The sequence below is a fragment of the bacterium genome (assembly GCA_035295165.1).
Lineage (GTDB): Bacteria > Sysuimicrobiota > Sysuimicrobiia > Sysuimicrobiales > Segetimicrobiaceae > JAJPIA01.
The window spans coordinates 15,991-38,746 of record DATGJN010000088.1 but is presented as its reverse complement, the minus strand read 5'-3'; the positions used below and the strand labels follow the sequence as shown (position 1 = coordinate 38,746).

The 22,756-nt window shown below is 67.2% G+C and carries 21 protein-coding genes and 1 tRNA gene; 16 read left to right on the top strand and 6 right to left on the bottom strand.

Translation table 11 applies throughout. The features are described 5' to 3' along the window. Positions 1-13 precede the first annotated feature (13 nt). A complete protein-coding gene (locus VKZ50_14090) occupies positions 14-490 on the bottom strand; it encodes a hypothetical protein (protein ID HLJ60851.1) in 477 nt (158 codons plus the stop codon). A 308-nt stretch (positions 491-798) separates the two neighbouring features. Between VKZ50_14090 and VKZ50_14085 the strand changes: the two genes are divergently transcribed. Further along, the gene (locus VKZ50_14085; GenBank protein HLJ60850.1) at positions 799-1,137 is read left to right on the top strand and encodes a hypothetical protein; all 339 of its coding nucleotides are present in this window, start codon (positions 799-801) and stop codon (positions 1,135-1,137) included. A gap of 48 nt (positions 1,138-1,185) precedes the next feature. Here VKZ50_14085 and nadA read toward each other — a convergent pair whose 3' ends face one another. Beyond that, positions 1,186-2,244 (bottom strand): quinolinate synthase NadA, encoded by a 1,059-nt coding sequence (nadA, locus tag VKZ50_14080; GenBank protein ID HLJ60849.1) that lies wholly within the window; start codon positions 2,242-2,244, stop codon positions 1,186-1,188. Between the two features lie 40 nt (positions 2,245-2,284). Continuing rightward, on the bottom strand, positions 2,285-3,187 hold the full coding sequence (gene nadC, locus VKZ50_14075) for a carboxylating nicotinate-nucleotide diphosphorylase (GenBank protein HLJ60848.1): 903 nt from the start codon (positions 3,185-3,187) through the stop codon (positions 2,285-2,287). A gap of 308 nt (positions 3,188-3,495) precedes the next feature. On the opposite strand from nadC, the gene ssb reads away from it, so the two are divergent. The 3 genes from ssb (at position 3,496) to VKZ50_14060 (ending at position 6,972) form a co-directional block, all read left to right on the top strand. After that, positions 3,496-3,927: a single-stranded DNA-binding protein gene (gene ssb / locus VKZ50_14070; GenBank protein HLJ60847.1), complete on the top strand. Its 432-nt coding sequence runs from the start codon at positions 3,496-3,498 to the stop codon at positions 3,925-3,927. A gap of 505 nt (positions 3,928-4,432) precedes the next feature. After that, positions 4,433-5,365, top strand: a complete 933-nt coding sequence (locus VKZ50_14065; protein HLJ60846.1) for a replication-relaxation family protein — start codon at positions 4,433-4,435, stop codon at positions 5,363-5,365. Between the two features lie 50 nt (positions 5,366-5,415). Beyond that, complete coding sequence (locus VKZ50_14060; protein HLJ60845.1) at positions 5,416-6,972, top strand: type IV secretory system conjugative DNA transfer family protein; 1,557 nt, start codon at positions 5,416-5,418, stop codon at positions 6,970-6,972. Between the two features lie 49 nt (positions 6,973-7,021). Here VKZ50_14060 and VKZ50_14055 read toward each other — a convergent pair whose 3' ends face one another. Together VKZ50_14055 and VKZ50_14050 are read right to left on the bottom strand one after the other, a co-directional pair. Beyond that, positions 7,022-7,951 carry an alkaline phosphatase family protein gene (locus tag VKZ50_14055; protein ID HLJ60844.1) on the bottom strand — a complete coding sequence of 310 codons (930 nt, stop codon included), beginning with the start codon at positions 7,949-7,951 and terminating at the stop codon, positions 7,022-7,024. A 3-nt stretch (positions 7,952-7,954) separates the two neighbouring features. Then, positions 7,955-8,986 (bottom strand): alkaline phosphatase family protein, encoded by a 1,032-nt coding sequence (locus VKZ50_14050; GenBank protein HLJ60843.1) that lies wholly within the window; start codon positions 8,984-8,986, stop codon positions 7,955-7,957. A 545-nt stretch (positions 8,987-9,531) separates the two neighbouring features. On the opposite strand from VKZ50_14050, the gene VKZ50_14045 reads away from it, so the two are divergent. From VKZ50_14045 to VKZ50_14030, 4 genes are read left to right on the top strand one after another with little or no spacing between them, the layout of a single operon-like run. Beyond that, complete coding sequence (locus VKZ50_14045) at positions 9,532-10,659, top strand: FAD-binding oxidoreductase (GenBank protein HLJ60842.1); 1,128 nt, start codon at positions 9,532-9,534, stop codon at positions 10,657-10,659. A gap of 6 nt (positions 10,660-10,665) precedes the next feature. Beyond that, entirely contained in the window at positions 10,666-11,472 is an 807-nt protein-coding gene (locus VKZ50_14040; GenBank protein HLJ60841.1) for a TatD family hydrolase, read from the top strand. Then, positions 11,472-12,662 (top strand): M48 family metalloprotease, encoded by a 1,191-nt coding sequence (locus VKZ50_14035; GenBank protein ID HLJ60840.1) that lies wholly within the window; start codon positions 11,472-11,474, stop codon positions 12,660-12,662. The genes VKZ50_14040 and VKZ50_14035 overlap by 1 nt, the downstream gene beginning before the upstream one ends. 4 nt (positions 12,663-12,666) lie before the next feature. Then, a complete protein-coding gene (locus VKZ50_14030) occupies positions 12,667-13,392 on the top strand; it encodes a 2-phosphosulfolactate phosphatase (protein ID HLJ60839.1) in 726 nt (241 codons plus the stop codon). Positions 13,393-13,399: 7 nt separating this feature from the next. Here VKZ50_14030 and VKZ50_14025 read toward each other — a convergent pair whose 3' ends face one another. Then, a complete protein-coding gene (locus tag VKZ50_14025) occupies positions 13,400-14,032 on the bottom strand; it encodes a glycosyltransferase (GenBank protein ID HLJ60838.1) in 633 nt (210 codons plus the stop codon). A gap of 27 nt (positions 14,033-14,059) precedes the next feature. Here VKZ50_14025 and VKZ50_14020 point away from each other — a divergent pair, with 27 nt between their 5' ends. The 8 genes from VKZ50_14020 to VKZ50_13985 all read left to right on the top strand — a co-directional run bounded on the left by VKZ50_14020 (position 14,060) and on the right by VKZ50_13985 (position 22,557). Next, positions 14,060-15,079, top strand: a complete 1,020-nt coding sequence (locus VKZ50_14020; protein HLJ60837.1) for a hypothetical protein — start codon at positions 14,060-14,062, stop codon at positions 15,077-15,079. Between the two features lie 152 nt (positions 15,080-15,231). Then, positions 15,232-15,307 (top strand) — tRNA-Arg (locus tag VKZ50_14015). Between the two features lie 646 nt (positions 15,308-15,953). Continuing rightward, positions 15,954-16,733 (top strand): class I SAM-dependent methyltransferase, encoded by a 780-nt coding sequence (locus tag VKZ50_14010; GenBank protein ID HLJ60836.1) that lies wholly within the window; start codon positions 15,954-15,956, stop codon positions 16,731-16,733. Positions 16,734-17,632: 899 nt separating this feature from the next. Beyond that, positions 17,633-18,172, top strand: a complete 540-nt coding sequence (locus VKZ50_14005; protein ID HLJ60835.1) for a hypothetical protein — start codon at positions 17,633-17,635, stop codon at positions 18,170-18,172. A gap of 618 nt (positions 18,173-18,790) precedes the next feature. Further along, entirely contained in the window at positions 18,791-19,048 is a 258-nt protein-coding gene (locus VKZ50_14000; protein HLJ60834.1) for a hypothetical protein, read from the top strand. A 342-nt stretch (positions 19,049-19,390) separates the two neighbouring features. Further along, a complete protein-coding gene (locus VKZ50_13995; protein ID HLJ60833.1) occupies positions 19,391-20,407 on the top strand; it encodes a methyltransferase in 1,017 nt (338 codons plus the stop codon). Between the two features lie 327 nt (positions 20,408-20,734). Then, on the top strand, positions 20,735-21,571 hold the full coding sequence (locus VKZ50_13990; protein HLJ60832.1) for an SDR family oxidoreductase: 837 nt from the start codon (positions 20,735-20,737) through the stop codon (positions 21,569-21,571). Positions 21,572-21,621: 50 nt separating this feature from the next. Then, positions 21,622-22,557 (top strand): succinylglutamate desuccinylase/aspartoacylase family protein, encoded by a 936-nt coding sequence (locus VKZ50_13985; GenBank protein HLJ60831.1) that lies wholly within the window; start codon positions 21,622-21,624, stop codon positions 22,555-22,557. The last annotated feature ends 199 nt before the right edge of the window (positions 22,558-22,756 follow it).

Here is a 22,756-nt window from a genome sequence, read left to right as displayed (position 1 = left end):
TCGGGGCGGGCGACTAGAAGGTCGGCGCTTGGCAGAGGTCGGCGCCCGGCGGGTACCCGAAGCTGCTCAGTTGTTGCGGTCCCTGATAGCGCCCGCGATCGCTGAGCATGTCGCCCCACGGGACCGCCTTGTACAGGTGCCCGGGCTGGAGCCAGACTTCGCGCCCCGTGTCTCCCTTGACGGGCTGCCACGCGCGCGTCACGGTGAAGAACAGCACGTGGGGTACCGTCGCGTCGACCAGGGCCACGCAGTACGTGCTGGGCGCCAGCGTGCATACGGGTTTGGCGGTGTTGAAGATCGATGGGTATCCCCACGCGTGAGAGAACTGTGCCTCGCCGCGCGGCTCGGAGTTGTTGACAAAGACGATGAGCGCAAAACTCCCGGTTGACGGCCACAGGGGGCACGAGGCGGGGCCGGGTTGCGCGCTCGTCGAGACCGCCATCATCGCGATGACCGCGCAAGCGCCGCTCAGACCAGATGCCCACTTCATCACACGGTCTCCCTCTCGGGTCGCGTCTGTGTCCGTATATATGCCCACCGATGTCGATCGCCAGTCGGATCCGGAGCTCGTGTTCGGCAGGATCTCGCTGCCGAACACCTTGAAGGGTTCGGCATGACAGGCAAGGGACGTCGCGCGGTCGAGCCCGGGGAAGCCCGTCGCCAGACCACAGCGACGCTCCGGTCCGCTGGCGAGTGGCGGGTCGCGCCCGCCTGCCGAGGGAACGCCGTGCGGGACGACGATCCAGCGACCGCCTTGGATTGGCGAGGGGCTAGGCCAGGCCCCGCGGAGAGATGGCTGTGACGATCGACGACGCGCTCGTGTCGATCTGGCAGCAGATGCTCGTCGACGGCGAGACCGAGGTCGTGCTCGGCCGCCGGCGCTTTCCGGTTCGGTGGATCCGGTCGAAGCAGTTGCGGGCGGTGGACGTCGTCGTGGGGCAGCGGCTGTTCAGCGCCATCGAGCAGAATCCCGAAACGTCGTCGCGCTGGGCCGCCCTGGCGCGCGAGGGCAAGCGCATCGTTCAGATCAAATACGACAACCGGTTCGTCGCAAACGTCTGCGAGGGCGCGATCTTGCACTATCCCGCGTGGCGCGCGGCTAAGCTGCCGTCCGTGAAGCCCGAGACCCCGACCTGACCGCGACGGTGTCGTCAGACGAAGCGGCCGGTCGGGACGCGGGCGGGGTCAGCCGATCGCGAGCATGCGCTCAACCGACCGCGCCGCTCGGAGCCGGATCTCCTCCGGGACGTCGATCACGTATTGCGTGTGCTGCAGCGCCCGAAGGGTGTCCTCCATCGTGATTTGGTTCATATGCGGGCATCGCACGCTGCACAGCCGCAGCATTTCCTTGCCGGGGTTGGCCGCCGCCACGTTGTCGCCCATGGCGCACTCGGTCAGCAGGAGGTACTGGGGCGCGGACGTCCGCTCGACGTACTTCACCATCGCCGTCGTGCTGCCTGAGAAGTCGGCCGCGGCCACGACCTCCGGGCTGCACTCCGGATGCGCGAGGACGACCACGTCGGGGAACTGTTGCCGGATGGCGCGGACGTCGTCCACGCTGAACTGGTCGTGCACCTCGCAGCGGCCGTGCCAGCCGACGAGCTGGGCGTCCACGCTCGGCCCGGGACCCGCCGCCGGCATGATGGTCGGGAAGATGACGTGCTTTCCCGTCTCCCGCGCGACGTTCCTCGCCAGGTATTCGTCCGGGATGAAGATTACCGTGTCGGTGTGCAGGGAGTTCACCACCGCGGCGGCGTTGCCCGACGTGCAGCAGATGTCCGATTCGGCCTTGACATCGGCGTACGTGTTGACGTACGTCACGACCGGTACGCCGGGGAAGCGTTGCTTCAGCGCACGGACGTCGCCGGCGGTGATGCTGGCGGCCAGCGAGCATCCCGCACGTTCCGCGGGCAGCAACACGGTCTTCGACGGATTCAGGATCTTGGCCGTCTCGGCCATGAACTGCACGCCGCAGAAGACGATGATGTCCGCCGTGGTCTGAGCCGCCTGCCGGCTCAGCTCCAGCGAGTCGCCGGTGTAGTCGGGAATCGAGTGGAACAGCGCCGGCTCCATGTAGTTGTGTCCGAGGATGACCGCGTTCCGGGCCTCTTTGAGCCGGTTGATCTCGGAGGCGAGCCGGGCCTTGTGCGCCAGTTCGGCATCCGGCACGATGTGCTCGAGCCTGCTCTTCATCAGCGCGTACATGGCGTCGGCCGACGTCTCGCGCGAAATTGCGGTTACCATGGTGCCGCCTCCAGAGGTCAGTGCCCGGTCGGACGGACGCTCAGGCCGGGGGCAGACGGTGCTGCCACAAGAAGCTCACATCGAACACTCGGGCCGAGTGCGTCAAGGCGCCCGTCGAGATGTAATCCACGCCTGTCTCGGCGATCGCGCGGACGTTCTCGAGGGTCACGTTCCCGGAGGCCTCGAGCGACGCCCGTCCATCCGTGAGTGCCACGGCTTGGCGCATGGTGTCGACCGACATGTTGTCCAGCAGCACGCGCGTCACGCCGAGCGCGAGCGCCGTCCGCACGTCGTCCAGGGTGCGCGCTTCCACCTCGATCTCCAGCGCGCCACCGGCGGTACGTGCGCGGCGCACGGCTTCCGCAACCGACCCAGCCTGGTCGATGTGGTTGTCCTTGATAAGGATACCATCATACAGGCCCATGCGGTGGTTTTGCCCTCCACCCCGGTGCACCGCCAGTTTGTCAAACACGCGCAGCCCCGGAGCCGTCTTGCGCGTGTCGAGAATGACCGCCCGCGTCCCCGAGACCGCGTCGACAAGGTGACGTGTCAGCGTCGCGACCCCGGACATGCGGCCGAGAAAATTGAGCGCGACACGCTCCACCGTCAGCAGCGAACGTGCCGGCCCCGACAGGATCGCCAAGACGTCGCGATCGGTCACCCGTGTGCCTTCTGCGACCTGCGCGGCGAAACTGATGGTGCTATCGAAGAGTTGGAACGCCGCGCGGGCGACATCCAGCCCGGCCACGACCCCGCGCTGCTTGGCGATGATCTGACCTCGCATGAGCGCGTCGGGCGGTACGATGCTGTTGGTCGTCACATCGCCGCTGCCGATGTCTTCCTCGAGCGCGCGTGCGATGGCGGCGATGCTCTTTGGCGGCAGCCCATCCCGATCGTCCCGGGTCGCGCGCCGAGCGGACTCCCCTATGACGTCGCGTGGCATAAGCCCGTGACACCTCCGTCGCAAGCGCCCTTCCACTGCGATAGTACGATGGTGGGGCCAGATGTCATCCCCGCGCGCCGCCGCTCCGTGAGATATTCGAACATCTGAATGTATTGACATCTAAACATGGATTTGGTACCGTGCATCCACGAGATGCCCCGGGTGCCTGCCGCAGAGCGATGGCGGCGGCAGGTACGAGGGAGGCGGCCCCCGCGGGTGTCTCATCGGCACAGGAAGGGAGCTGGGCGCAGCAACAGCGGCGAGCGGCGTGGAACCCGGATACAGATGGCTTCTCCGGAGGTGACAGTGTGTTGAACCGAATCCACCTGATCGGCCGGTTGACCAGGGATCCGGAACTCCGATACATTGCCAACGGCCACCCGATGGCGCAGTTCACACTCGCCGTGGACCGGGACTTTCGGCCTGCTGGCGGGGATCGAGAGGCCGATTTCGTCCATTGCGTGACCTGGCGAAAGCTGGCCGAACAGGTTGGGCAGTACTGCGTCAAGGGACGCCTCGTCGCGGTCGAAGGACGACTGCAAACGCGGGCGTACGAGGCGCAGGACGGCAGCCGCCGCAAGATGACTGAGGTCGTCGGAGACCGCGTGTGGTTTCTGGACAGCCCCCGTGCCGACACCGAGACGGCGACGCCCCGCGGCGAGAGCGATGCGGGTGTGTCGGCCGCCGAATCCGACCCAGAGGCGCTCGGCGCGGACGAGGATGCCCCCGAGATCGACTGACGCGATCTCCGCGCGCTCGCACAGTGTGGTTCGTGGACGGGGCACCGGTCGCGGTGGATGCTTCTCCCCCCTCCGAAGCGTCGGGCGCCCGCGGCGCCCCCTCGTCCACCATCTTCCGCCGGGCGCTCCGGCATGGTGACTGGCAGGGCGGTATCGTGGCGGCGAACTTCACCGCGTCGTCGTAGCAGGCGCAGGTCGAATCACCGGAAGACCCATGAGTCTTCGATGGGCGACCCTCCGTCGCCACCGCCCTCCGGTCCCCGGCGACCGTCAACTCGCTCCTCGCGCAGGCACGATCATGGTGCCGGCCAGAAGCGCGGTTGCGACGGCGCGCGACGCATCGTCCGATTGCCCGTTCCCTTCTCGGAACCGGTGCGCCCACGCGACCGTCCCGTGCGTGCGCCTTTCCACGGACACGACGCACGTATTCTGTTGTGCCGCGTCGGCGCACGCCGCGGGTGCGACCGCGCGAGGCACGCTATCAAGACGGAAGGAGATGATGACCATGCCGTCCGCGACGATCGCGGCCGCGCTCCTGCGGTTGACCTCGCGTGATCGCCAGCTCGTCACGACCCTTGCGGAGCTGCGGTATCTGACCGCGCCTCAGATCCGCGAGGCGTGTTATCCTTCGCTCTCCATCGCGAGCACATCGCGGCGATTGACTCTCCTCCGGAGCCGCCGCGTGCTCGATTGTCTCGGCCACCGCTCGTTCGACGACCGCCGCGCGTTCTGGGGGTTGGGTGCGGTCGGACGACTCGCCGCGGGCGCCCTGGTCGAAGACCACGCGCCCCGGCCGGCGGCGCTCGCGGTCGGTGCCCTGCTGATGGACCATCTGGTCGCCACGAATCAGATTTTCTGCGACCTGTGCGCCGAGTGTCGCGCCGGGCGGCTCGGCCGATTCGCGTGGCTTGGGAGCCACCACACGCACATGGATCTCGGTCTCACGCACCTCGTGCCCGACGCGGCGATCATGGTGTCGGTTCCCGACGGGCTCCCCTGGATGTATTGCCTTGAGCGCGATCGCGGAACGACGTCGCCGGACTTCCTGGCCGACAAGTGCCGCCGGTACCGGCTGATGTGCCAGGTCGCACAGGAGCGCACCGATGACCCGCTGTGGGAACCCCGGGCCGACGCCTGTCTGGTCGTCGCCTGCGACGATGATCGGCGGGCGGCCCTCGCCGCGCGTGTGGCGGCGGCCGCAGGCATCGAGCGGGCATGGTGCGGTCGCGCGGACGAATGCGCGGCGGCGCTGGCCGCTGCGGCCGGCGCCGCGCACGCACCGGCCGCGGCGCGTTCGGACGGTCCCGTTGCCCGGGCGCTCCCGTGGCCGGGCGGCGGCGCGGGCGTGTCGTACGGCGTCGTGGACGATGTGGCGCCGCGCGCCTCCGTCGCGACGGTCGCGCCCGGTCGCGGCGGGGCGGCGGAGGCGTCCGCCTGAGCGCCCGCTGGCTCGCCCTGGGCTTCGTGTTCCTGGCCGCGGCGGTCGTCGTGGTCCCACTGCCCGTCGCATCCCTGATCCTCGCCGGGTCGAGCTGCGCGTCGATCCTGCTCGGCCTGCTCCGCGTCCCGAAGGTCACGGGTCGCCAGGTCCGGCCGATCGCCGCCGCCTCGTGGGCAGGATGGTCCGAAGCGGCTCTGTTTGCCGCGCCGGGCCCGTTTCTGCTCGGGCTATGGCCCAGCAGCGGCCGACGTCTCTATCTCGCCGAAGAACAACTCTCGGGGCACGTTTTGGTGCTCGGCCCCTCCCGCGCCGGCAAGACGGCCGGCGCGATCGCCACGAATATTCTACTCCGGGATTCTGTCCGGGAGAGCATCGTGGTGATGGACGTGAAGACCGGGCCGCGTGCACTGTGGAGCATCACCGCGGGTCGGTACGGCGATCGGGCGCATCTCTTCTGTCCCTTGTTCGATCGGTCGGTGTCGTACAATCCGCTCGAGGACGTGCGCTCGATCGGCGCCGCGCAGCGGAAGGCGGCGTTGCTGGTGCACAACACGACCCCTCGGGACCTGTCGGGCGACGCTCGCGTCTACACGGGTGCGACACGAGACCTGGCAGCGCTGCTGTTTCTGCACGTGCAGCAGCACCGCGACGGGGGCGGCCACACCGTGGCGGCCGTCTATCGTCTCGCGCTGTCCGGGGCCGCCGGAGTCCGGGAGGTGCTGCGGACGAGCCGCGTGCCGGAGGTGCGGGAGCACCACGGGATGTTCGCGGCGCGCGAGCGCCGGGTGCAGGAGGCGGCGGTTACGGGTCTGCTCGAGCGCCTGGCGCCCTGGGCGGATCCGTTCGTCTGCGACGCGACCTCCGCGCACTGGGATCTCGGCCGGCTGGGGAGAGAGCCGCTAGCATTGTTCATTCTCCTGCCCGAGGACGAGGCAGAGCGGCTCCACCCGCTCGTCGCGTGGCTGGTTGCCGACCTGCTCGATGGCCTCATCGCTCAGGCGGATCAGGAGGGCCTCCGGTGCCCGGTCCGTCTGTATCTCGACGAATTCCGCCGGTTCGGCTACCTGGCGGGGCTCAGCGACCGCCTGCCGACGCTGCGGGAGCGGCGTGTCAGCGTCGTGTTGGGCGCACAGGTCCTCAGCCAGATCGAGGAGGTGTACGGACCGCGTGACGCGCGTACGATTGTGGCCAACGCGGAGACGAAGATCATCTTCCGCGCCGGCGACCTCGAGACCGCCCGCATGACGAGCGCTTGGCTCGGCGACACCGCCGTGCCGTCGGTCTCGGTCACGAGCGGCAGGGGGACGGGCCGGAGCACGACGGTTCGTCCCTCCGTCAGACCGCTCGCAGCACCCGAGGAGCTGGTGCGGATGCCCGAGCGGTCCGTCATCGTCCTCACTGGCGCGACGCGGCCGCTGGCGCTCCGACAGGCGCGCTACTTCGAGATGCCCGGCTTGGCCGCCACGGTGCCGCCGTTTCCGCTGCGGCGGCGGGCCGCCCCATCCGTCACGGGCCCCGTCGACACGGTAGCCCCCACCCCGCGCGGGTCACGCGTGCCGCGACGAGCCCCGGCGCCGCGTCCGGCCGGGGGCGTCCGGCCGTAGCGACCGCCCGTGACGCGTTTCGAGCGCCTTGACGGCGACCGGGACGCCTTCACTGTGTTGGGTTGGTGGTGGGACGCGGGTTGAAGTCCGCCGGGATCTCGTTGTGAATACCGAGCTGGACGTCGGCGGGGACGATGCCGATTGTCCGGCAGGACATGCCGCTCGCGGCGGGGAGACGCACCACGTCCTGGTCCGGGATCTCCGCGTAGCCGCCCGGCAACGGCGGAGCCTGGTCGGTGAGCCTGGCCGGATCAAACGCCGACACCAAGTCGGCGACGCCCGGCGTGAGGGCGTCGGTGGGTCCGAGATTATCCTGGCCGTACAGTTGCTTTCCGATCCGGCGGGCCGTCAGCTCGTCGGGGAGGAGCGCCAGCGGAGGCAGGTTGAACAGCACGTCCACGAACTTGACGAAGGACGCGTGGTCCCCGACGGCGTGGTCGATCGCGTGGGCCCGCGCGTACGGCGAGATGAGAAGCAGCGGGACCCGCGGGCCGTCGCTGACCAGGCCTCCGTCGGGGCCGTACGCGGCGCTCGGGGGCGGGACGTGATCGTAGTCTCCCTCGGAGTCGTCCCACGTGATGATGATCGCGCTCTGGCTCCAATAGGGGCTGTGCACGATCTTGTTGATGGTCTCCGCGGCCGTGGCTTCGCTGATCTGCGCGTCAGCGTACGCGGGGTGATCGTCGTCGCCCAGGAAGTTCTTTCGCACCGCCGCGTCGGGATCTGTGGGCACGAGCTTCAGGGTGTTCGTGGATCCGCCCTTGACGTAGAAGACGCCGCCCGACCGGGCCAGCGTGCGGCGGTCGAGCGCGTCCCACAGGTCCTGCAATCCGTGCAGGTGCTGGGCCATCTGGGGGTTGTTCGCGACGTAGCCAAAGTATTGCGGCCCGTTGTGATGGGTGATGTAGGACGCGTGCTGGCCTTCGGCGTCCACCGGCCCGGGATTGGTCGGCTCGTGATCGTAGCCTTCCTCGTACAACCCTCATGCAACGTCGGGGTGCCCGGTGGCGGAGATCGCGGTGACGTCGTTCCGCACGTCGTCCAGGTCCCCATGCGGGTCGCGGTCTTGCGCGGCCACGCGGTCGAGGTTGTAACCCTGAAGCGTCAGGGGAAGGCTGGCAAACGTCAGGTTAATCTGGGTGGCGTATTCCTTGGGCGGGGTGCCGCTGAAGTCGCGCGGATTGACCGGAAGCCGCCGGGTGGCCGGGGTAGGATCGAGCTGCGATCCCCAAAATGGGTCGGCGTCGTTCAGCACCGGGACGCCCGTCCCCTGGTCCCCGCTGCCGTGATAGGCTTGATCGGGGTGCTTGAGCCACTGCGTGGCTCCGGTCTGGGCGGCGATGATCGCCAGGTTGCCGGGCGTGGATGGGCCGGTCATCTGCTGGAAGATGTGGTCGAACAAGACAAACCGGTTCGCGTACCGCCAGAGGATCGGAACGGTGTCGCAGTCTTCGTGGGCCATGGCGAGTTCGCCGAACTGCTTGGCTTTGAGAGATGGCGGTCCCTCGGGCGAATACTTGAGCTCTTCGTTGATCGCAAAGTGGTCCATGAGGGGATGACCACCCGCGACATCCATCCTGGCTACGATCCGCGAGTGCGAGTGGTCGATATCGTCCGTGTCCGCGGCGTACTGATCCGGGCCGATGCGGAATGGATGAATCAGCGCGAGACTCCCGTCGGTATTGATGATCGTCTGGTAGTATCCTGGCGTGTGATCCGCGGGTTGCGAATACAGGCCGTCCGCCTCGGGGAACGTGCCGAAGTAGGAGTCGAACGAACGATTCTCTTGGTAGATCAGGAACACGTACTTCACGCGCCGGCGCAGCAAGCCGATCAGTTGATTCCAGTTGAGTTGCGGTTCGCTGGTCGGGCCGATCAGGACCGGCGGAATGGCGGGGTCTCCGATCTGCGCTACACTTTGCCCCGCGGAGTACGGAGCCCCGGACAGGATCATGGTCAGCACGAACACGCCCAGTGCGGTAGCTCCTCGGGCCCGTCGACGCATAAATGACATCGCCTCACCCCCGTGGACACGGCATATCCATTTCCTTATGTTATGCGCCTCCTATTAACCAAACATGAAGGGGTTGTGAAATCTTCTGACGCTCTCCACGGTCAACCCGCGGGCTCCGTCGAGCGATCGAAGGAGCCGAGCGCCTGATGCATCATCGCCACCCTGCCGCTCGGGAACGGCGGCCAAAATGGGGTGGGCTGACACGCGCTCCTGGGCGGCATTCACGGCAGCAGCTCTCGAATCCACCGGAGGGAGCGCCGGACATCAGTACGCCCCTTAAACTGCGCTTCCAGCCCGGACGGGAGCGCCACGCTAAACACGCCGCGAGGCGCCATCAATTCGGGTCTCTTGTAGTGGAGCCCGTCCGGACGCGTAGCGCCGTTCGCCTCCCCTCCCGCGGGCCCGAGCGCCCGAGGCTTCGTGTCGCCGCGCCCATCGGTGGCGTGGAGTCCTAGCATGGGGCGTGCGGGGAGGCCGGAGGAGACGATCGCCCCGCGAAGAACCCGAGACACGATGCAGCAGGTGGCGTCAGCGGGGCGTGTTGCGTGACCGGCGTGCCGGCGACCGCCGAGGTCGTTGTCGTCGGCGGGGGGATCGTTGGAGTCTCCGCAGCGTTCTTTCTTGCCGAAGCCGGGGTGCCGGGCGTCGTGGTCCTCGAGCGATCGACGACGGGAGCCGGCGCGACGGGGCGGGCCGCGGGAATCGTGATGTTGCAGGCCGGTTCGGAAGCCGACCTGCGCCTCCAAATCGAGAGTATCGCCGTTCACCAGCGGTTGCGCGATGAGCTCGGCACGGATCTTCACCCACACGGCAGCCTACTGGTGTGGACCACGGCCGGCGAGACGCAGGAGGCCCGCCGGCGGGTTTCGATGCACGCGGCGATGGGCGTGCCCCTCGAACTGCTCGACGCCGGCGAGATGCGGCGCCGGTTTCCGTATCTAACCATCGACGATGCGGCCGTCGCAACGTTCTCCGGGGCCGATCCGTGGATCACGCCGCTCGCCATGGTGCAGCGCCTTGCGGAGGCGGCGCGGGCCCGGGGGGTGGCCGTGTGCGAAGGCCATGACGTCACGGGTATCGAGGCGGAGGCCGGACGGGTGTGCCGGGTGCTGACGCGGCGCGGCCCGATCTCGACGCCGGTCGTGGTCAATGCGGCCGGTGCCTGGGCCCGAGCTGTCGGTGAGATGGCGGGCATCCGCATCCCGGTCACGCCGCGGAAGCGACAGGTGTTTGTGCTCGACGCGGAAGGAACCGTCCCGCTGGATGGGCCGTTCATCGAGGAGGAAGGGCGCGACTTCTACTGCAAGATGCGGCCCGAGGGATTGATCATGGTGTGCGGTGAGCCGCCGGGGGAGACCCACGATACGACGGTAGAGTGGGGGTATCTGGACGACGCTCTCGAACCGACGCTGCGCTGGCTGCCCCAACTTCGGCGCTCGCGTGTGATCGGGGCCTGGGCAGGGATCCGGCCGCTCTCGGCCGACGGGCAGCCCGTACTCGGCCTGGCGCCGGAAACCGAAGGGTACGTGGTCGCCGGCGGGTTGGGCGCGCAGGGGCTGGCCCGCGGGCCGCTCGTCGGCCGCTTGATCGCCGAGCTGATCACCACGGGGCGGACCGCGCTGGATCTGTCGCCGTATCGGTTGGATCGGTTCGCGAGGGCGCGGGGCCGGTAGCGCACGATGTGGACCGATACGCACCTCCATCTCGACGACGCAGCGTTCGACGAGGACCGCGACGCGGTGGTCGCACGCGCGACCGCGGCCGGGGTGCGCACGATGATCTGCGCAGGGACATCGGTGGAGGGTAGCCGGCGAGCCATTGCACTTGCCGAAGGCTACCCGGAAGTGTGGGCGACCGTGGGGATCCACCCGGCGGCCGCGGCGTCGGCGGACGCTGCTGCCTTTCAGGCGTTGGCGGAACTCGCCCGACATCCGCGGGTCGTAGCGGTCGGCGAGACCGGGTTGGACTACGTCCACGAACGCGCTCCCCGCCGGGTCCAGGCCGACGCTTTTGCGAACCACGTCCGCCTCGCCCGAGAGACCGGGCTTCCACTCGTAATTCACAATCGTGAGGCGTCGGAGGACGTCGAGCGGATATTAACGGACGGGGGAGCGGGTGTCGTAGTCATGCACTGCTTCACCGGCGGCCCCGACCTTGCGGTACGATGGGCAGAGGTCGGGTGGATGATTTCACTGGCCGGCCCGCTGACGTTTGCCAAGGCGGGGGCACTGCACGAGGTCGCTCGGTGCGTCCCCGCGGACCGTCTCCTGGTGGAGACCGACGCTCCTTACCTCGCGCCGGTGCCGGTGCGGGGACGGCGATGCGAGCCGGCGTTCGTCGTCCACACGGCGCTTGCGCTTGCGGCGCTCCGGGACGTATCCGCGGACGCGCTCGCGGCGGTCCTGGCCGAGAACGGGACCCGAGTGTTCTTCCGGAGGCATGCAGAGGGGGAGGCCCGCGCCGGCGAAGTGCCCGGACGGCGATGATGCGGTTAACGAAACCTGTGACCAGGGACCACGGAACAGCGGCCGGCATCCACGGCGCGCACCGAGTGCGGCGCGTGTGCGCGGGAGCGTTCGTCATCGGGGCGCTCGTCGGCGCGTTTCTCACGCCCGGGGAGACCCTGACGTTTCCGAGCACGGCCGACGAGGTCAAGCTCGGCACGCAGATCGACAAGCAGATTGAATCGCAGTACCGGGTGGTGTCCGATCCCGCCCAGGTCTCGCGCCTCAACCGGATCGGCGACGTCATGGACAAGGTCGTCGAGCGCCAAGATTTGACGTATCACTTTCTGATCGTGTCCTCTCCCATCGTGAACTCGTTCGCGATCCCGGGCGGCTGGGTGTACGTGACGGAGGGGATGATGCGCTTCGTCCGCAGCGACGACGAGCTCGCCGCGGTGCTCGGGCACGAGCTGACCCACATCAACCACCGGCACTACTACATCCAGCAGGACCGGCTGAATCACATGACCCCCGCCATGATCATCGGCCTGGCGGTGGCCGTGCTGGCCCAGTCGCCTGGCCCGCTCATGGCCGAGCAGGCGGTGGTGCAGGGCACGATGTCGACGTATCAACGAGACCTCGAGCAGGACGCCGACCTGACGAGTGTCGCCAGCCTGACGAAAACGCCCTACTCCCCGGTGGCGATGCTCACGGTCATGGAGCACCTCGCTCAGGCGGCGCGGTTGTCCGGGCAGCCCCCCGCCGCCGGGACGATCAGCGCGGACCATCCCGAGCCCGCGGAGCGGGCGGCGTACATCAAGGCCGACCTCGAGCGCCGCCACATCCCGATCATCCGGCGGATTCCGGAGGGGTACCTCCGGATCGCATTGGACCCGGCCGCCGCGACGGGAGACCAGCCCGTTACGATCCGGGTGGAGGGCCAGCCGGTGCTGACCCTCGGCGCGACCGTGGGGGGCCAGACCCCGTCGCAGCGGGCCCAGGCGGTCGTGGCGCGGCTCAACCAGTTCTTCAACGAGGACCCGGCTCCGTACGACGTGCACGTCGCCACGCTCGCCGGACGCACGACCGTGCTTGGCCGGGAGATCGGCCTGTACGACGTCACCCCCGAGGACGCCGCGTACGACCACCTCGATCCGAGCGCGCTCGCGCAGAGCGTGCGATCCAGCCTGGCTCAGGTCATCGGCGGCGCGCCGTACAACCGAGGGTATTGAACCCGTGGAACTCCACGTTGCGTTCCTCCCCGAGGAGGCGGGCGACTGCAGCCGGCGCGTCGTCGCGGTCATCGACGTGATTCGGGCGACCACGTCGCTGCTGGTGATGGCCGAGCGTGGGTGCGACGGAGTCCTGGTCGCGTCGAACGTCGCCGCGGCCCGCGGTTACCGCACGTCGGATCCGGACGTGTTGCTCGCCGGCGAGCAGGCCGGCCGGGCTCCCGAGGGATTCGACTTCGGCAACAGTCCCGCGGCGTTCGCGGAGGCGGATCTCGCCGGGCGGCGCGTGGTGTTCGCCACGACCAATGGCACACGGGCGCTCCACCTCGTGCGCTCGGCCCCGACGGCGTTGATCGCGTGTCTGCGCAACCGTACGGCCACGGCCGCGGTCCTCGCGGCGGAAGCACGAACGCGCGGGTTCGATGTGACCGTCGTCTGCTCCGGCAGGGAAGGACGGTTTGGCCTCGACGACGCCTACACCGCGGGCGCGGTGGTCCAGGCGGTGCTCGCCGGCTCCGGCGCGGATGCCATGGTGCCCACGGACGCGGCGCTCGCCGCGCGCACGCTGTTTCGGGCGTACCCGGACGCCGCGGCACTGCTGCGGACGACGTGGGCCGGACGAAACGTGATCGAGATCGGTCTCGGCGACGACCTGCGCGTCTGCGCCGAGTTGGATCGGTCGGTCCTGGTGCCGAGGATGGGCGAGCGCGTGCGCCTGTTGGAGTCGTGAGCGCGGGTCAGGTTCTCGACCGCCCGTTCCGGCCGCTCCACTGGGGGATGCCCCTGGTGGTCTTGAGCTTCCCGACGTGTCCGGGCAGCACTCCATGTTTCTCCTGTTTCAGGACGTGCGTCAGGTGATCGATCGGCGCGGGGCACGTGCACAGACCGGAGATCCTGGCGTGGCGGCTCACGGCGATCTCGATGCGGAACCCCGTGTTCTCGAGGTGCGAGATGTTCTCCAGCACGGCGCGCCGCAGCGCGCGCAGGCCGGAGAAGTTGGGGAAGCGCGTCTGCATCAGGTCTCGCTGGATCTGGCCGACGCAGACCTCCGCGGTACCGGCCAGCACCGGCTGAAGGAGGTCCTCCACGTGGCGGGTCGTGAGTCCCACCAGGTCACCGTCGAGCAGCGGGATGATCTGAGCGTTGGTGGCGGCGAGCCCCACGGCGGTCGCGCCGCCCTTTCCCTGGTTCGCGTGCAGCGCGATGACACGTGCGGCCCGACGTCGGGTGGTTTCCATGGTGGCGTCCCGCGACCCGTCGTTCACCACGATCACGTCATCGACGAGCGGGCTTCGCGCCACGGTGCCGACGACCTCGCCGCTCGTGCGCTCCTCATTGCACGCAGGGATGATCGCCGCGACTCGAGGCATCCGTCCTCCCAGGCGGTGCGTTGTTCCGTGGTCTCTCGGGACATCCCTCCGACCGAGGCGCCGGGCACCCCCGGCGGGCGGCGCCTCGGTCGGGTGATCCGTGCGGCGGCCGCGCTGTTGGTGTTGCTGGGGCTGGTCTCGAGCGGGCCCACGTCCGCCGGCGCCGAGGAGTTTCTGACCCGGTTCGGGGTCCTCGACGTCCCGGCGGGCACGGCGGTTCACGGCGATGCGATTGCGATCGGTGGACCGCTGAGCGTCGAAGGCGTCGTCGACGGCGACGCGGTCGCGATCGGCGGGGATGTTGTGGTCGTCGGGCGCGTTGGCGGATCCGTGCGTGCGATCGGTGGAAACGTCCTCGTGCGTTCCGGCGCGGTCGTCGGCGGGACGGCGACGACCACCGGCGGCCACGTCACGATCGAACCCGGCGCATCCGTCGGGCGGGCCGGTGCGATTCCCCCTGGGGCGGCCCCGGGCCCGTCGCCGTTCCCCATGCCGCCACCGCGCACGTACGAACCGCCGACGTGGCTCTGGCCCGCAACGATCTTCGGGATGCTTGCGGCGTTGAAGGCGTTCTTCCTGTTCTTCGCGCTGGCGATGCTGATCAGCTTCGTCGGTGCGACGTGGCTGACCGCCGTGTTCTTCCCGCGGGTGACGCAGGATCTCGCAGGCCACCTGGAGCGCGCGCCGGCGTTGGCGTTCGGCGTAGGGCTCCTCACGTGGGCGGCGCTGTGGCCGCTTGTGATCGGGCTCGCGATCAGCGTGGTGGGGCTCGTGGTCGTGGTGCTGATTCCGCTCGCGGTGTTCGCGGCGTTGCAACTCGGGATCGCCGCGATCGCGGTGCTGCTCGGGCGGCGCATCCGACCGTCGAGTGTGAGTCTTGAGGCGCTCGTCGGTGCGGTCGTGCTTGTGGTCGCGTTCGCTATCCCGCACCTCGGTGCACTGCTGCTGTTCCTCACGGCGACCTGGGCGGTCGGGGTGACCGTGCTCGCCCTCATCGAGCGGAACCGCGCACGGCCGATCGCGCCGGCCCCGCCCGCGGCTTCATAGGAGTCGAATCAGAACGCACGTTCCGCCGCCGTAACCCGGTGGTGGAGCCGTCGGCTGCACGTGCGGATTCGGCTGCACAAATCGCGACCGGCCGTGTACCCGCGGCACGGGCGTAGTTGCGCCTCGGTCCTCTGGTATAATAGGTAGCGCGTGCGCCCGTAGCTCAGCGGATAGAGCGTCGGCCTCCGGAGCCGTAGGTCGGGGGTTCAAATCCCTCCGGGCGCGCCACTCTTATACAGTAAGGGTTTGCGAACGACGGGAGGTGACAGAGCGGGTCAAAAAAGCCGTGGGTCAGGGCAAAGCGCTATCCGAGGCACAGGCACCGATCTCTCAGGGATCGGTCACATGTCCCTCACTTCCTTGGCTCTCAAGAGGCGTCCCCAGGGAAGACGCCGAGGAAGTTATGCGAACCGCCCTTCCTAAGTCCACGCAATCGCTAGTTTCACCCGTCGCGAGGTTCTGATCTATGGACTCCATCGTCATCTCCCCCTCCAATGCCTGCACGCCATCCTCGTTCTGGGGGCAACACCGGCCTCAGCACCATACGGTCGAGACCCTAAATGCCGGAATCTACAGGCCCCAGGGACCACGCTAGAAAACCCAGGGACCGGGGTTAGGGAGGGGGCGGGTCTTCCTCACTAGGGCAAAAACAACATGGGCTCGTTGATTCCTCGCTCAGGGAAGTTCTTCGATTTCTCCTTGAGCGACCAACGCGTCGCATGACCCGGCGCGGTTTTCTCTATTCACCTTAGGCTGGAGGGCATGTGAACCGACCGCTCGAATAGGTTGCGTTGCTGCGTGGATTCCCGAGCGAAGACCGGTTGAAAGAGTCTCGGCGGGCGAGCCCGCTGGATTGTCTCGCACAAGGTGGCGCGTGACGACTGGACACGGATTCGGCGAACTGTGGAGCCCTGGGGCGCGAGACTGGGCGAGGTTCGCAGAACCCCACTTCCAACCACTCTACGAAGCGATTCACGACCGGCTTGGGATTCGGGACGGGACACGGCTGCTGGACGTAGGGTGCGGCCCCGGTGGCGCGGCACTCCTTGCTGCTGGGCGGGGCGCGCGGGTAGCAGGCCTCGACGCTTCGCCCGGCGCAGTCGAGGTGGCCCGCGAGCGCGTGCCGGATGGGGATTTCCGGATTGGCGACATGGAAAGCCTTCCCTGGTTGAACGCTTCGTTTGACGCCGTCACCGGATTCAACTCCTTTCCATTCGCAGGCAATCCCGTGGCTGCGCTAGCGGAAGCCCGCAGGGTTCTTGTTCCCGGCGGGAAGGTGGGACTCGTGATCTTTTCGCCGAGGGAAGAGAACCAGCAGCCGAAGATCATGGCCGCGATCGCGGCCTTGGCACCTCCTCAGTCGCCGGGAGGGCCGAATCCCTTTGCCCTCTCTGCTCCCGGTCGGCCGGAGGCTGTGGTGCAGGCGGCAGGCCTGCACACACTGGATCGCGGCGAGTTTCCGATTGTGTCGGTCCATCCGACTGCCGAGGCCGCATGCAGGGCGTTCCTTGCGGGCGGCACCGGTGGCCGGGCGGTCCAGCACAGCGGGCAGGAACGCGTCCGGCAGGCAATCCAGGAGGCGCTGGAAGGATTCCGCGTGGAGACAGGCGTCTACCGGATCGAGCATCGCTTTTGGTTTCTAATCGCCGAGTAACTTTCGCACCATACATGAGCGGTCAGGCTGTTGGTGTCGTGACGTGCTCCTCCGCTTCCGACGTGCACCGCTGAGACCGCGCATGCTCGTTCGCATCCGCGACCGTCGGATAGACTCCCAACACTCGCCCGTCCGCAAGCAAGAGGAAGACGCGCGCCATACAATCGGCGCTCGGCCTCGAAGGTGGTCGCAATCATTTCGACCTCACGCCGCCGGTCGCATGTGGACTGCCTCCATCGCTTTTCGCGGACACCTTGCCACCGTTGCCGTTGTCATCGGGCGCGGCTTTTGCGGCTCTCCGGTCGGCCCGTTCAAGACCCTGACCGGCTCAGACGATGCGATCCCAGTTTAGCGTCCCAGTTCGGTGTTAGAGCCTCGTTCGGACGTCGCGTCTTGCCGCGTCGCGTCGACATCACTTTCTCTCCGACGATCCGCCGCACCAATCCATGCTGTCGGCGTCGTCCGGGCGCTGCGTTCTCGCGGGAGCCGGTCTGCCGGGTGCGATCCACCGCGACGTTGCGGGAGCCGGGGGTCTTCATGGACGGCTTGCGTGTACCCGTGTTGAGTTTGTGCCCGCCCTCGGGTTCCCGCGGCGCAGATCGTTCCGCTCGCCTGTCAGCCATAACGCATCATCCTCCAGTGAGGAGCGAATGTCTCTCACTAGAGTCATCCGCCGGAATGAACGGTCGGACGCGGCGATTCCAACGGTGGCGGGGAATATCACGGACGCCCGGAGCCGTGAGACTCACGCTCCGGGCGTCCTTCGTGTGTCGCCACGGATGGACCGGACAGATTTCTTTGCGCTGAGAGCGAAACAAGACCATGGCAGGAGACGAGCCGGAGACCTGCGAAGCCACCAGCGTCTTGTTGACGGCTCCTCTTTCGTGAGGGCGGCGTGCATGCCTGACACGTTGACCCAAACGCTCCAAACGTGGCATGACTTCTACCTCCTCGTTGGCACCGCTGCCGCCACGTTGGTCGGCCTGATGTTTCTCGCGACTGCGCTGGGGTCACAGTTGCTGAATCGAGAGACGATCCCGGCGCTCGGGGTGTTCCTCACCCCCACAGTGATCCATTTCGTTTACGTCCTCATCATCGCCACCGTGGCGCTGACACCGATCTTGACGCGCGTGCCGCTCGGTGTCCTACTCGTGCTGGCGGGTCTCCTCAGTTTCGGGCAAGCGCTCAGCGGGGTGCGGTACATGCGGCGGCAGCAGCGGGAGGGACGACTCGATCAGAGCGATTGGATATGGTATCTCATCACACCCGTGGTCAGTTATCTCCTATTGATCGGGACGGGCATCGGACTGCTTTCGCGAAACAGTCAAGCGCTCAGCGCATTGGCGTTGGCCACGGTCGTGCTCCTCGTGTTAGGCATTCGGAACGCATGGGACATGGTCGTGTTTTTCGCGGTAAAGACTGAACCACCGCACGGATAAACCGTTGGACTGAATTGTCCTCGCTCTCGTCATTCTCTCAAGTGGTTGCTGGCGACGCGGGCGCTGATCGAGACCCGCTGACCTGCATGGTGATTCGCAATTCCCAGGTGTTGCCGACCGTATCGACCGCCGACGAGATTCGCACTGTCGTGTCGCGGCGTCCCGGCACCCTGACAGGACGGTGGAACCGCGCGATGCTGCTGACGATGGTGCATACGGGTGTCCGCTCCGCCGAATGCCGCCACCTGCTGATTGAGTCGGTCGATTGGCGCGGGCCGAGTATTCATCGGCAGGCGTCCTCCGCGCGTACGCGCGTTCCATTCCCTGCTCATTACTTGCGCGTCGATCCCAAAGCAGTGTGGCCGCTTCGTTCGGAAGTCGCGTCTTCGCGTGTCTCGCCATGATGATTGGCGCCTCCCGTGAGTGCCCGCGTCGCCACCGAGCCGAGACATATCACTGTCTTCAGCGGCGGGTCGGCTTGCGCGATTGCCCTGACGCTGCCCTCCTGCTGCGGGACCTTCGCTGGGGATAAGTCTCGGGACCCGCGTTCATGGATCAAACGGACGAAGGAGAAGATAGCATGAAGCGGAACCCCCGGCTTGAGTCGTTGGTCATATCGTGATCGGAGTCGACGCGACCCACTTCGCACCGGACCAGGCGCTGACGCGGGAGGAGATGATCGCTGTCAAGGCCAGCCGCGACGAGGGAGAAGCCGCGATGGTACCGGTGGACCTCATGTTCCTCCACTATTCGGACAACGCCAAGATCAGCAAGATCTATACGGGCTACGTGCACGAGGACGACAGTGCCCGCGCGTCACACAACCTGCGCGGGTCTGGGGCGCGATCAGAGCCTTCAACCCGCAGATGCCCGTGACCCGTTCGGAGGCGGTCTCGTGCCTCAACGTGTTCGGCGGGGAAATCCCAGACGCGAGCGTCGCTGAGGCCGCCGGGAGGACAAAATGACAGGAGACTCTGAACATCGAACGCTCGCGAGAGCGGGCGCGCCCGCGGCGGGCGCCGTTCGCGATGCGCCTGCGGGGCCTCCGCATGCTTCCGCCTTTGCCACGCGAAACGCGGCAGGGAGCCGGCGGGTTTCGGCCATCGGCGCGGTGACTTTCCGATTCGGGGTGTCTCGGACGGAAGGCGTGCTGAGGCCAAAACCGGAACCCCCCTCCCAATGTCGGGGAGGGTTCGTCTTCGGTCGGAGGGCACGGCGATGGATCAGGGCGACCAGAAACCGTCGGCCAGACTCCGGGACCTACTCTTCGGCTACCGAGTGTCCCAGGCGATCCACGTCGCCGCAACGCTTGGCATCGGCGATCTCCTAACCAACGGGCCACTGACCAGCGAGGACCTCGCCTCCGCAACCGGAACCCACGCGTGCTCACTGTACCGGCTGCTTCGCGCGCTTGCGAGCATCGGGGTGTTCCAGGAGGGCGCAGACCGACGTTTTGCGCTGACTCCCCTCGGTGAGTGTTGGCGATCCGACGCGCCCGAGTCCGTCCGCCCGCTGGCAATCTTCGTGGGTCAACCGGAACACTGGCACGCGTGGGATCAGCTACTCCACAACGTACGAACCGGAGAGAACGCCTTTCACGATGCCCATGGCGTGAGCGAGTGGGAATACCGCGCCCGCTCCCCGCAGGCAGGTGAAATCTTCGACCGCGCGCAGGCGTCTCAATCGCGCCGCGCAGCGGGATCGATCATCAACGCCTACGACTTCTCGCAGTTCAAATGCGTCGTAGATGTGGGAGGCGGCCAGGGTGCGCTACTCGCGGCGATTCTTGCCGCGCATCCTTCGCTGCGGGGTGTGCTGTTCGACCAGCCGCATGTGGTGGCACGGGCCGAGCAAACGCTGCGGGCGGCTGGCGTCGCTGGTCGATGCCAAGTGGTGGGAGGGAATTTCTTCGAGGCGATCCCGGCCGGCGGTGATGCGTACGTGCTACAGTATGTTCTTCACGATCGGGAGGACGAGCAGGCGAGGGCCATCTTGCAGGTCTGCCGGCATGCAACCGGGCAGGACGGGAAGTTGCTCGTCATCGAGCGAGAGATCGGCCCGCCGAACGAGGGTGCGGGGACGAAGTTCATGGATCTGAACATGATGGTATCGCCTGCCGGATGCGAACGCACGCGCCAGGAGTGGACGACGCTCTTCGCCGAGGCCGGGTTTCAACTGGTTGGCGCCTGCCCGGTCGACGACGGATTCCGCATCATCGAGGGCGTTCCTGCGTAACGCGGCGTCGCCGCGCCCCGAACTACGGGTGGATCCTCGGGTGTCCAGCGCTTCGTTCCGGCAGGGACCCAGCACCGAACGACGAGAATCCGTGAGCAGGGATTGGGAGAATCCGGAAAGCCGGTTGCGTGTCGCCCCGGACAGGATGAAAAGAGGGCACCGCTGCAAGAAGACACGACGATGGCCGGGACGCGAGGGTGCGCGTCGCGAGCGGCAGCCGGGGAAGGGGTGGAATGTGACGTCGAGAAGCTCACTTCATGATCGCGTCGCATCGCACGCAACGGGCTGAGTGGCGTTGAAGGCGCGAAACAGAGGGGACCAGACACGATGAGGCTACGTAAGAGCACGGTCGCGCTCGTTACGGGTGCGGCGCGCGGTTTGGGATGGGGGATCGCCCGGGCGTTTGGGATCGCGGGCGCCAGAGTATGCGCGATGGATCTCAACGACGACGAGCTGGCGCGCTGCGCTCGAGACCTTGCCGCAGACGGCACGGACTTCCTGACATGCCGCTCCGATGTTGCAGACCTCGCCGAGTGCAAGAGCGTGGTGAAGAGGATCGTGGATCGCTGGGGGCGGTTGGATGTGGTGGTGGACAACGCCGTGTACATGCCGCTGATCACGTTCGAAGCCACCACACCGGAGGAGTGGTCGCGTCAGATCAACGTCGGCATCGGCGGATTCTTCAATTGCACCTACGCCGTTTGGCATCAGATGAAGGCGCAAGGCGGAGGTCACGTCATCGGCGTCGCAAGCGGCTCCAGCGTTCGCGGCTACAAACAGGAGATCGCATATTGCACGCTCAAGCACGGAATCGAAGGATTTGTGAAAGCACTTTCGTTCGAAGCGAAGGAGCACAACATCGCGCTCAATACGATCGGTCCGGGCGCCCGCATCAAGCCGACACGCATGACTTGGGCGGAATATGACCACGCGCCGGCCGACCTGCGAGCGACATGGACGGATCCGGTCGACCTCGGCAAAGCGTGGGTTTGGCTGGCTGCACAAGCTCCCGGCCGGTTCAGCGGGTATCGCTTCGACGCCGCGAAGGTCGTCCAGACGATCTCGCGCGAGGGGGACGATTTTGAGTTCGCGGTGGAGAAGGTCACGCTATATCCAGACGAGTTTCGTGCGCGCCAGGAGTGGTACAGCAACTATACCGGTTAGCGATCTGCGCCTGCGACGTAGTGCGCTCCAACTTCCGGGAGGATCGAGCCTTGAAGCCCATCTATGAGTCATTGCGATGGAACCAACTCCGAGTCACCGCCCACGCCGCCGCCCAATATATCCCGCTGGCATACGGCGAAGCCGGCACCGTCGGGACCCGCGCAACGCTCATCGCCGGGACGCACGGCGACGAAGGCCCCTGGTCTGCCCTGGCGATCAAGATGTTTTGCCGCCACCCTATCGCGAAGCTCACCGGACGCCTGCGCGTCATCTTTACCGCCAATGCACTCGCCGCCGAGGTCGAGCGCCGCAATTCTTGGATCGATTCCCCCAACGCTGTCGACCTGGACGGCGTCTTCCCCGGGAACAAAGAGGGCTCGCACACCGAGCGCCTGGCCGCTGCCCTCGCCCCGTTGATCGCCGACAGCGACGTGGTGATCGACCTTCATGGTGGCGGCACGTGGTGTGTCAACGCGTTCGTCAAGCGCTTCGAGGGGTCCGAACAGCTGGCGGCCGATCTTGGCGCGCCCTTCATCAGGGACGCCCCTGACAAGCGCGGCGGTCTGACCACGTATGCCCGCTCGCTCGGCATTAGGGTCGTGAATGTCGAAGTCGGCGGGCGCTCGAGCAGGGAGATGTACTGGACCGAGCGCAATGTCACCGGGCTTGAGCGCGCCCTGTTTCGTCTCGGCGTCCTCGCCCTCGATGCGCCCCCTGCGCCGGTGGAGAACGCGATCGACGTCGGTCCGACCACGCCGATGCGGGCAGCCGTGGGCGGGATCTTTGTGCCTACCCTCCGCGAGGATGCGGTTGGTACGGTCGTTCCGGGGGGCACCGAGATGGGCAAAATCCTCGACCTGCACACGCTTGCCGAGCTGCAGGTCTTCACCGCGCCCTTCGAACGGACCGCCATGATGCTCATGCGCCCCCAGATCTGCACCGTTGAAGGCTCGGCTCTTGTCTATGTGATTGCCAAACCTGTCTAAGGTAGGCCGTGCGCGCCGGTGCCCGAGCGACGTCATGTGGCCCCGTTCCGCCTGCTCGTGTCGCGACCCCGCGGGGGGGAAGATACCGGGGAGATGTCACTCGATCGAGCGTGGACGCGACCCCACGAACGGATCGCCCCGCGCCCTCATTCGGCAAGGCGCGGTCAGGCCCGCGTGCCAGGAAAAGCGCGGCACCCGG